This window comes from Roseofilum sp. (assembly GCF_982964205.1).
The window spans coordinates 30,797-38,706 of record NZ_CEZBFX010000032.1 but is presented as its reverse complement, the minus strand read 5'-3'; the positions used below and the strand labels follow the sequence as shown (position 1 = coordinate 38,706).

8 protein-coding genes are annotated in these 7,910 nt (G+C 45.9%); 3 read left to right on the top strand and 5 right to left on the bottom strand.

Annotated features, from left to right (window positions below; genetic code table 11):
• From hpsA to AC3A14_RS10505, 3 genes are all read right to left on the bottom strand, one after another.
• Window positions 1-2,072 (bottom strand): hormogonium polysaccharide biosynthesis protein HpsA (hpsA, locus tag AC3A14_RS10515; RefSeq protein WP_487778992.1); only part of this gene is annotated, 2,072 nt, incomplete at its 3' end.
• 425 nt (window positions 2,073-2,497) lie between these two features.
• Complete coding sequence (gene rpmB, locus AC3A14_RS10510; protein WP_271942798.1) at window positions 2,498-2,734, bottom strand: 50S ribosomal protein L28; 237 nt, start codon at window positions 2,732-2,734, stop codon at window positions 2,498-2,500.
• Between the two features lie 82 nt (window positions 2,735-2,816).
• Window positions 2,817-3,683 (bottom strand): tetratricopeptide repeat protein, encoded by an 867-nt coding sequence (locus tag AC3A14_RS10505; RefSeq protein ID WP_318732907.1) that lies wholly within the window; start codon window positions 3,681-3,683, stop codon window positions 2,817-2,819.
• A 202-nt stretch (window positions 3,684-3,885) separates the two neighbouring features.
• On the opposite strand from AC3A14_RS10505, the gene AC3A14_RS10500 reads away from it, so the two are divergent.
• Together AC3A14_RS10500 and AC3A14_RS10495 are read left to right on the top strand one after the other, a co-directional pair.
• Complete coding sequence (locus AC3A14_RS10500; RefSeq protein ID WP_318732906.1) at window positions 3,886-4,662, top strand: hypothetical protein; 777 nt, start codon at window positions 3,886-3,888, stop codon at window positions 4,660-4,662.
• A 4-nt stretch (window positions 4,663-4,666) separates the two neighbouring features.
• On the top strand, window positions 4,667-5,185 hold the full coding sequence (locus tag AC3A14_RS10495) for a hypothetical protein (RefSeq protein WP_318732905.1): 519 nt from the start codon (window positions 4,667-4,669) through the stop codon (window positions 5,183-5,185).
• 72 nt (window positions 5,186-5,257) lie between these two features.
• Here AC3A14_RS10495 and AC3A14_RS10490 read toward each other — a convergent pair whose 3' ends face one another.
• Window positions 5,258-5,632, bottom strand: a complete 375-nt coding sequence (locus tag AC3A14_RS10490; RefSeq protein WP_318732904.1) for a hypothetical protein — start codon at window positions 5,630-5,632, stop codon at window positions 5,258-5,260.
• Between the two features lie 186 nt (window positions 5,633-5,818).
• Between AC3A14_RS10490 and AC3A14_RS10485 the strand changes: the two genes are divergently transcribed.
• Entirely contained in the window at window positions 5,819-7,465 is a 1,647-nt protein-coding gene (locus AC3A14_RS10485) for an ArnT family glycosyltransferase (protein ID WP_318732903.1), read from the top strand.
• Here AC3A14_RS10485 and AC3A14_RS10480 read toward each other — a convergent pair.
• Window positions 7,462-7,878: a hypothetical protein gene (locus AC3A14_RS10480; RefSeq protein ID WP_318732902.1), complete on the bottom strand. Its 417-nt coding sequence runs from the start codon at window positions 7,876-7,878 to the stop codon at window positions 7,462-7,464. The two genes, AC3A14_RS10485 and AC3A14_RS10480, sit on opposite strands and share 4 nt — an antisense overlap.
• Between the last annotated feature and the right edge of the window lie 32 nt (window positions 7,879-7,910).

The following is a 7,910-nucleotide window of genomic DNA, read 5'->3' as shown; positions in this document are numbered from 1 at the left end:
ACATTATCAAACTTATCTTTAGGAGCTGTTGCTGCATCAATTTCCCATTGTCCACCTCGCGATAGGTCACCTAAGTCGGGTAAACTAACGACTTGAGACTGTCGGGTGCGATCGACTGTTGAAGGTGCGGCTGAACCGGACTGTCGCCACTTCACTCCGGTAACCTGTTGCTGCGTTTGTATCCCTGAGAGCAATCTTGATTCAGCTTCTATACTGCTATCGTCAATGTAGATGGTTTCTGGTAGGTTATTACCGACTAAAACTCTATCTCCAATCCGCTCTTCTTTACCATCAAGTTCTTCTGGATTCGTCGCTGGAATTCGGGTTAGTTCCAACTCTAGCTTGTTGGAACTACTGGTTTTCGATTGCATGTAGGTTGTTGCATTATTGTCTGGATCGACGGGGAACATCCATTGATGAGGGGGTCGCAGGGGATCTAGTCCAGTCTTATCGGCTGTCTCGGAACCGTGAGAGAGCTTAAAGAAGTCTTTTGCTTTGGCTTCTGAGTCAACTGATGCTAAAAAACCATCGGATGCTATCCCAGTTCCCGTTGTTATTGTGGGAATAAATAGGGCATTATCGCCAGGCTCAACTTCGATATAGGGGACTTGGCGAGTGAGTTGTTTGAAGTATTTGGTATAGTAATCTTTTGCTTCTTGCTCGGACACGTCGGCTGGAGGTCTCCCAGCGAGAAGTTCATTGGGATAAGCACCTGTCCCTAACCAAAAAGCAGCATTGACTAAATAGGAAATTCGTTGATTGTAAGCATTGTTATTGTATAGAGATTCTTTTGCACTTACGGTTGTAGTGGTAACGCTGTCTACTTTCCCAAAGTTAGTGTTGAATGTAGGATCGTTTCCTTCTCCCTGAAATAGATGAAGTTCATCTACATGGACGGTGCCATTGGCAAAGGCAAAATCGTCATAACGGTTATTCCCAACATTTCCGCCTACAAGGATTTTGCTGCTTTCTGGATCGTAAAAACAGGAGGATTTACTACTAACTAGGAAAAATTTGGTTGTGAAGCTCCTGACGTTTTTCCCTTTGCCTACCATAAGGTTAGCGTTGGTTATAATGCGGCCATTGAAGAACTGATTGCTACCGGCAAAGGTGAGGAGGTCATCTTGGTAAACTACGGCATTATTGGCTAGGGGAATTCGACTCCAGTCTTGTTGATATTCCAGGGCCGAAAATCCTTTGGTTCCTCCTGGATATAACTCATATTGATTGGCATCTAGACCAGTGGGCAGAGCGCCACTCGTATTTGGGCCAATGGGTACGGTGGCTGCATAAACAAAGAATGCTTTTTTCAGTTTTTGCTCATTGGGCAACTGAAACCAGTCGGAGTCACCGACTAAACTGGCTCCTCCTCCTGTGTTGTTGGCACATGCGGAGCCACTAGCCCCTTCCATTGGTAGGTTTCGGGCTTCTAGGGGGTTTCGGGCACGGGTAAATTCGCCACCTGAAGTGGTGGGGTTGCGGAAGAGAATGGTATAGAGGGTATAACTATCAAATTTCCCGTTATTGTCGGTATCAACTGGGAATTTCCAGGCGGTGTTTACGGTTTCATCATTCTTGGTATTTTTAGTGGCACCACTATCTTCTTCTCCTGTGTTGCTATCCCCATCAATATCAAAGACTAATTTTAGGGGGACTTCATCCCCAAAGGTATAGTTTTCAATTCCACTGCCTAGATCTCCAAATGCACCCATAAATGCGGTGTCGGATGGAGTTCCTCTGGGAATGTTAGGGTCTTCAAAAATAGCGGCGATCTTGGCTTTTGCTCTATCCAATGCTGGGGCTGTGGCGTTTAAGGTTGCTTCATTGACCCGGAAGTTGTGGGCGTTTTTGGCGCGGTCTGTGGAGCGAAGCAACATGGCTAGGCTGAGTAGCGAGACGACGAGGATCACCATGGTGACGGTGGGAAGAACAAACCCGGCTTGTCGCTGACGACTGATCTGGAAGAGTGAGCGCAATCCTCGTTGGATAAAATGGGAGAGCGATCGCGTTAGGGTTTTTCCTAGGTTAAGGAAACTGTTCCGGAGGTGTCTGAGTAGGCGTTGGATAGACATAGAAGCTGTCCTAGACGTGGAAGGGGATAGATGCAAGAGGGAGAATAAACCTAGATACACCCTATTAAAGGGTCATCCCTAAACGTTATGGAATCCGACTGAGCGATCGCAATTCTGACCAGAGGTGAAGCAATGTCCAAGCCTGTTGAAATTGCTTTGTTTCACTTACTATGAGCGATCGCAACCAGTGACCTAGATTCCATATGAGTCTGGCCCTGTTTTAGATAGTATTCCCTTCTGTCTTAACAAAATTTCTTCTTTATCATCAACCGTGATTTTACATGACCTTTGCAGGGGCTTTATAAATGCGATCCGTGTAAAGACGGTTGGGGTAGGCTGGCGATACCCTTTGATTTGGCTGAGGGGATATTTGCTTAGGTGTAGAGGAGGGGGTTGGGAGGCCAAACCCCTATGGGTTACGGAGATTAATAGTGGTTGAGATTAATTCCAGCTTCTTTGGCCATGGCTTGAATGCCTTTGGTTTCTAAGGTTTTGATGGCTTTGGTGGACAGTTTAAGTTTAACCCAGCGGTTGCCTTCAGACCACCAGACGCGCTTAGTCTGAAGGTTGACTTCTTGGCGTTTTTTGGTTCGTCTGTGGGAGTGGGAGATGGCAAAGCCGTTGTTGGCTTTTTTGCGGGTGAGTTGACAGGTACGGGACATAGGGAACCTCTTGTTCTTTTGCTGCAATCTCCTATTGTAGCGCTACGCGCTGGTAATAGGGAATAGGTCATGGGCAATCCCCCTATCCTTCGTTCATGAGGCGATCGATTTCATCTTTGTACTCGGAGGGGGCAAGGGTGGTGGCGCTGGTGAAGAGGGGTTTGGCTTCGTCTGGTTTGCCTTGGCGTTGGAGAACGATCGCTTTTCCCAGCAGAGGACGAAAGTCCGTTTCATTGTCTTCTATGGCTCGATCGTAGACGGCGATCGCCTCTTCATACCGTTCTAAGTCGGCATACACGCGCCCTAATAGGAGTTTAACGGAGGCAGTATCGATGGTTCCAGGCTTAATTTCATTGGTTTGGGGGGCTTTTGTGAGCGTTTCTTCTAATACCCCGATCGCCGCTTGGGGATTGTTTTGTTGGAGTTGAAGGTCAACTAACCCTTGTAAGACGGTCATTTCTCCAGGGTTTTGGGTTAACACTTGGCGATAGATATCAGCAGCGCTATCCGGGTCTCCAGTATAGTTCTTAGTTTCAGCCAAGAGGACTTGATACTGGACATCTTGGGGGTTGAGTTCGACTAACCGTTCTAAAGGGGCGATCGCGCCTGCAATATTCCGTAATTCTAACCGTACATCCAATAATCCCCTCAACACACTTTGGTTTTCCGGTTCTCGCTCCAAAACCAACTCATATCCCCGTTCCTGAGCTTCTAATTTCGCTTGTCGAGACTCCACTACTGGAGTTGGAGAAGCGTTGGATGTTGCCGCAGTGGAAGCACGAAAGGCTTCAGTGAGGGGAGGGATGGTGGAAACCCCCAACAGGGCAACCACAGCTAAAATCAAAATGGCATTGAGAACCCAACTCTTACGTTTAATCGTCACACCAAATCCCTTGAACTCTTCTAGCCATTGTAAGGGAATCGGGACAAGGCAGGAGGCAAGAGGCAAAAGACAAAAGGCCAAGTTAGATTTTACCCCTTCAAAACCTATTCAAAAGAGTACGGATTTACGGTGTAGCCACTTGCATAGAAGAATGGGAAATCAAACCCTTGTTATAATAAGCTTTTCCGTAGAAATAACCCTAAGGCTTTATGCCAGGGTTCTTCGTTCAAGCACCTATCTCCTATCTAGCCCTCGCCATTCATCAAGCATGTTTTCTTCTATCCTGGCATCTTCTTCCTTATCTTCAGAGCAGCAATGTCAACCCATTCCCGCTCCCTCTGAACCCTTACAGTACCGAGCGATCGGTTTAATTCGAGGCCGGTATTATGCCGGAGATCGCTTAACTCAAGGCACCCTTGTCACTTCAGATGGTACAGAAATTGATGCGGTTTTGCTCGGAAGAATGATGAGTTTGATCAAAAAACATTTAGATTTGGATGTCGAGCATCTATGGGTTGTTTATCCGCGCACCCGAGAAAAAGAGGACAATTTACATACGCAAATATTGGGGGTTTGGGAACCAGAAACCCTCGATTCACCTGAACTTTCTGGGCAAAATCTGCATCCATTGATGGGTGATAATTATTTCTCAATTCGGGGAGAAGTGGTGTTTCATTCTCTACAAACAGGAGAGGTGAAGATTAAGATCAATCAAGCTCCACGCAAAAAAGGGGAAAAACCGCGATCGTTTAAGCTCACGCTCAAGGGAGCTTTGATGGGTAGAATACTTCATCATTTTTGGGAATTCCATGTCACCCGAGAAGGAACGGATTTGGTCATTCAAGAGGCATTATGTATAGGATCACTGCCTAGATCGACAAAACCGCGATCGCCTCGCGCTACGGGTCGCCCCAGAAGAGGCGGTCAGTTTAAGCACCGAAGCGTCAGTACTCCTAAACCGATTTTGTCGGGTTCTGGCTCACCTCGTCCCCAGATTATGCCTCCGAATCGAATGGAGCGCCGAAAATCCACCTCAGAATCTTGAAGTTGTGGCGATCGCGATTTGTCCAGGATTTCATCCTCCTTCCTTAACTGATGAATTTCTGGAAGCCATCAATTTTCCTGCTCCAAGTATCCGATCCACGGGGTGTCCGCTTGATGGAAGGAGCTTGTTTAAAGAGTGGGTGGAAGCCTTCGGAGATCCCAGAAATTGTGAGTATAAAATTACGGTAATTAGCTATAGTGCTGGAGGAGTAGGGGCGATCGCCGCTTGTTGGCTCTGGCATCAAGCAGGGGGCAAGATTCAGTCCTTAATTGCTCTAGATGCCTGGGGAGTCGTGTTAATGGGAGACTTTCCTATTTATCGCCTCAGTCATGATTATTTTACCCATTCTAGTTCTAGTCTTTTGGGTTTAGGAGATGGGGGATTTTATGCCGATCCAGGAGTAGATCACTGGCAGTTATGGCGATCGCCCCATACTGCGATCGGTTATGGTCAAATATACGGCAAAACATGGGATTTAAAAATGACTGCTGCTGAGTTTATCCGATCAGTTTGTGGGGGATAGGGAAGACCAGAGGATAGGTGCCCCTGGTTAAGTCTTATGAAGTACATCATCATGGAGAAATACTTATATCAACTACCACAGGGGCAAAATGGGGGTAATGCTTTCCTGATTGGACTCAGATACATTACTCCAATGGTAGGAATTGATAGCCTCAGAATTCACAGTTTTTACTAAGGTTGTCTGTTGAGGATCGATAATTTCAGACGATCCATCCCAGTCATTTTCCTGTTTTCCAGAGGAGATCGCTGGACTAAACCAAACTAACGCGGTACTGCCACTCGCCCCTAAAATAATCGCTAAGGGCACAAACTCACTCTTCACCACTTTTACAATTGGAATACAAAGAGCTAACATAACTACTGCACAGGGCCAAATAATTGCAGTAGCTGCGATTTTTGCTCCTCGACCTCCTGAATGACGCTCTACTCGATGCACTTGTTTAACCATTAACTGAGCCTCCAATTTAGAAAATTAGGGAATGAGTGGGCTGTTTGGTTGCCCAACAGAAAATCTTTCTACTGAAGACGTATACTATAGCAGTTGATAGCCCATACTTGACTATCAACTCTAATAAGGGTAAAACCCGTTTTTCTTAAATTATCTTTTGCCTAGTGCGAAGCGCTGTAATCTTCCATGTACCGTAATTTTTGGTCTCTTTGCTCACCTAACCGTTTGCTCAGAGTTGATCGCCGCATAGATCGATTCTGGGCGTTGGGATTCCTGGTAGCAGCTCTGGTACTATTTTTGATTAATCTAGGAGGAGTGGCCTTAAGAGATTGGGATGAAGGAACCATTGCCCAAGTTGCCCGCAATATTAGCCTCTCTTCTAGTTGGCAAGGTTGGTTGTTCCCCACGTTATCCGGATTACCCTATTTTAATAAACCCCCTCTAGTGCATTGGTTAATTGCTCTGATGTATCAATTGGTGGGGGTGAATGAATGGGCGACTCGTTTTCCTTCTGCGTTGCTTACCGCTACCTCTGTTCCTATTTTTTATAGCTTAGGTTTGGAAGTGTTTCAACAACGACTGTCAGTTATTTTTTCTACCTTAATTTATTTAACCTTATTGCCTGTGGTTCGCCATGGCCGGTTAGCGATGCTAGATGGGCCGGTTTTATGTTTTTTGCTGTTGATGATGCTATTTGCTGTGAAGGGACGGCGTAATGTTCGCGATAGTCTCGGTTTGGGGTTAGGATTGGGTCTAATTGCGCTGACAAAAAGTATTTTAGCACTGTTATTGGGGGCGATCGCACTCCTGTTTTTAGCTTGGGATACTCCCCGTCTACTCAAGTCCGTTTATCTTTGGACTGGGATCGTCTTAGGTCTCATTCCAGTTGCACTCTGGTACGGTCTACAACTGTTCCATTATGGAGACCCGTTTTTAGAAACCGGATTAGTGCATCAATCGTTTAGTCGCATTTGGCAGTCTGTAGAAAATCGTTCTGGCCCCCCATGGTATTATCTGCTAGAAATTCTGAAATTATCCCTTCCATGGTTGTTGATGGTTATTCCCGGTTTAGGATTAGCTTGGCAACACCGGAGTCTGAGTTGGGGAAAATTGGTTTTAGTCTGGGGAGGGATTTATTTTACAGCGATTTCTATCATGAGTACCAAATTACCTTGGTATGTTCTGCCTTTATATCCCGCCTTAGCATTAGCTGGAGGTGCGCAACTAACAGAATTTTGGCGGGCCTATTCCCAAGGCGTTCCGCGATTGAAATCGAGGTTGATCAAAAGCTTAACTGGAAGTTTTTGGGGATTAGCGATCGCCTCTTGGGGGGCTACCCTATATGTGATGATCGCTCAACCCGTTTCTAGTTGGATAATTCCTGCGCTCTTTGGGTCTATTGCCCTTACTTTGACAGTCGTTAGCCTTTTATTTCAACAGGGTGATTATCAGTTTATTGGGATTTTAGGATGGGGATTGTATGTGTCGTTGTTTCTATTGATGGCTTCTCCAATTTGGGTTTGGGAACTTGAAGAAGGATTTGCGGTTAAACCCGTGGCTGAAGTACTGATTGCCTATACTCCGGTGAAACAACCGATTATGACCAATTATCCCCATGGTCGTCCTTCTCTAGATTTTTACAGCGATCGCCGCCTGATTCCCGCCAATTTTGAGCAAATTCTCCACACTTGGTCTCAATACCCCCAACCCTATCTCCTTTTAGACAAAGCAGGATTAGAGGAACTCGAAGCCCGTTTTCCCCAGGGAGTCCAACGCTTAGGATCGGCAGAAGGTTGGACATTAGTCACCAAATCTTCAGCTTTTTTGGGTTAGGGTTCGAGTTCCAGTTGTGGATGTAGCGATCGCATAATTTGACTGCCTTGTTGCATCCAATGGGGAATAGGATTGTCTAACTCTTTGAACCGTTCAGTGGCAGCTAAGGCAAAACTAAACAGTACAATGCTAGCCATCACGGCGATCCAACAGGGGGGTTTAGCACTACCAAAATCTCTCATTACCCTTGCTAGGGGATGACTTTGGCGGCGCAATAATTGACTGGAAATGAAGGGTTTCAACTTGAATGGATCGCGGACATAATGGCCACTCTTGCTGACCACTAATCGTTGATGACAATAGGGACAGATATACAATCCACTCTGCAACTGTCCCAACGGTAAGACCTGGACTTGATGACAAATGGGACAAGTCGAGGAGTGACTCTCAAAATTAAATGTATCTGCATTCATTGCACTTATGCGTTGAAAACCCTTTTTATTTT

Excerpts from the sequence above, each read along its gene's own strand:
- rpmB (WP_271942798.1), bottom strand. The coding sequence starts at position 2,734 with ATGTCCCGTACCTGTCAACTCACCCGCAAAAAAGCCAACAACGGCTTT.
- AC3A14_RS10500 (WP_318732906.1), top strand. The coding sequence starts at position 3,886 with ATGTTTTCTTCTATCCTGGCATCTTCTTCCTTATCTTCAGAGCAGCAA.
- AC3A14_RS10490 (WP_318732904.1), bottom strand. The coding sequence starts at position 5,632 with ATGGTTAAACAAGTGCATCGAGTAGAGCGTCATTCAGGAGGTCGAGGA.
- AC3A14_RS10485 (WP_318732903.1), top strand. The coding sequence starts at position 5,819 with ATGTACCGTAATTTTTGGTCTCTTTGCTCACCTAACCGTTTGCTCAGA.
- AC3A14_RS10480 (WP_318732902.1), bottom strand. The coding sequence starts at position 7,878 with ATGAATGCAGATACATTTAATTTTGAGAGTCACTCCTCGACTTGTCCC.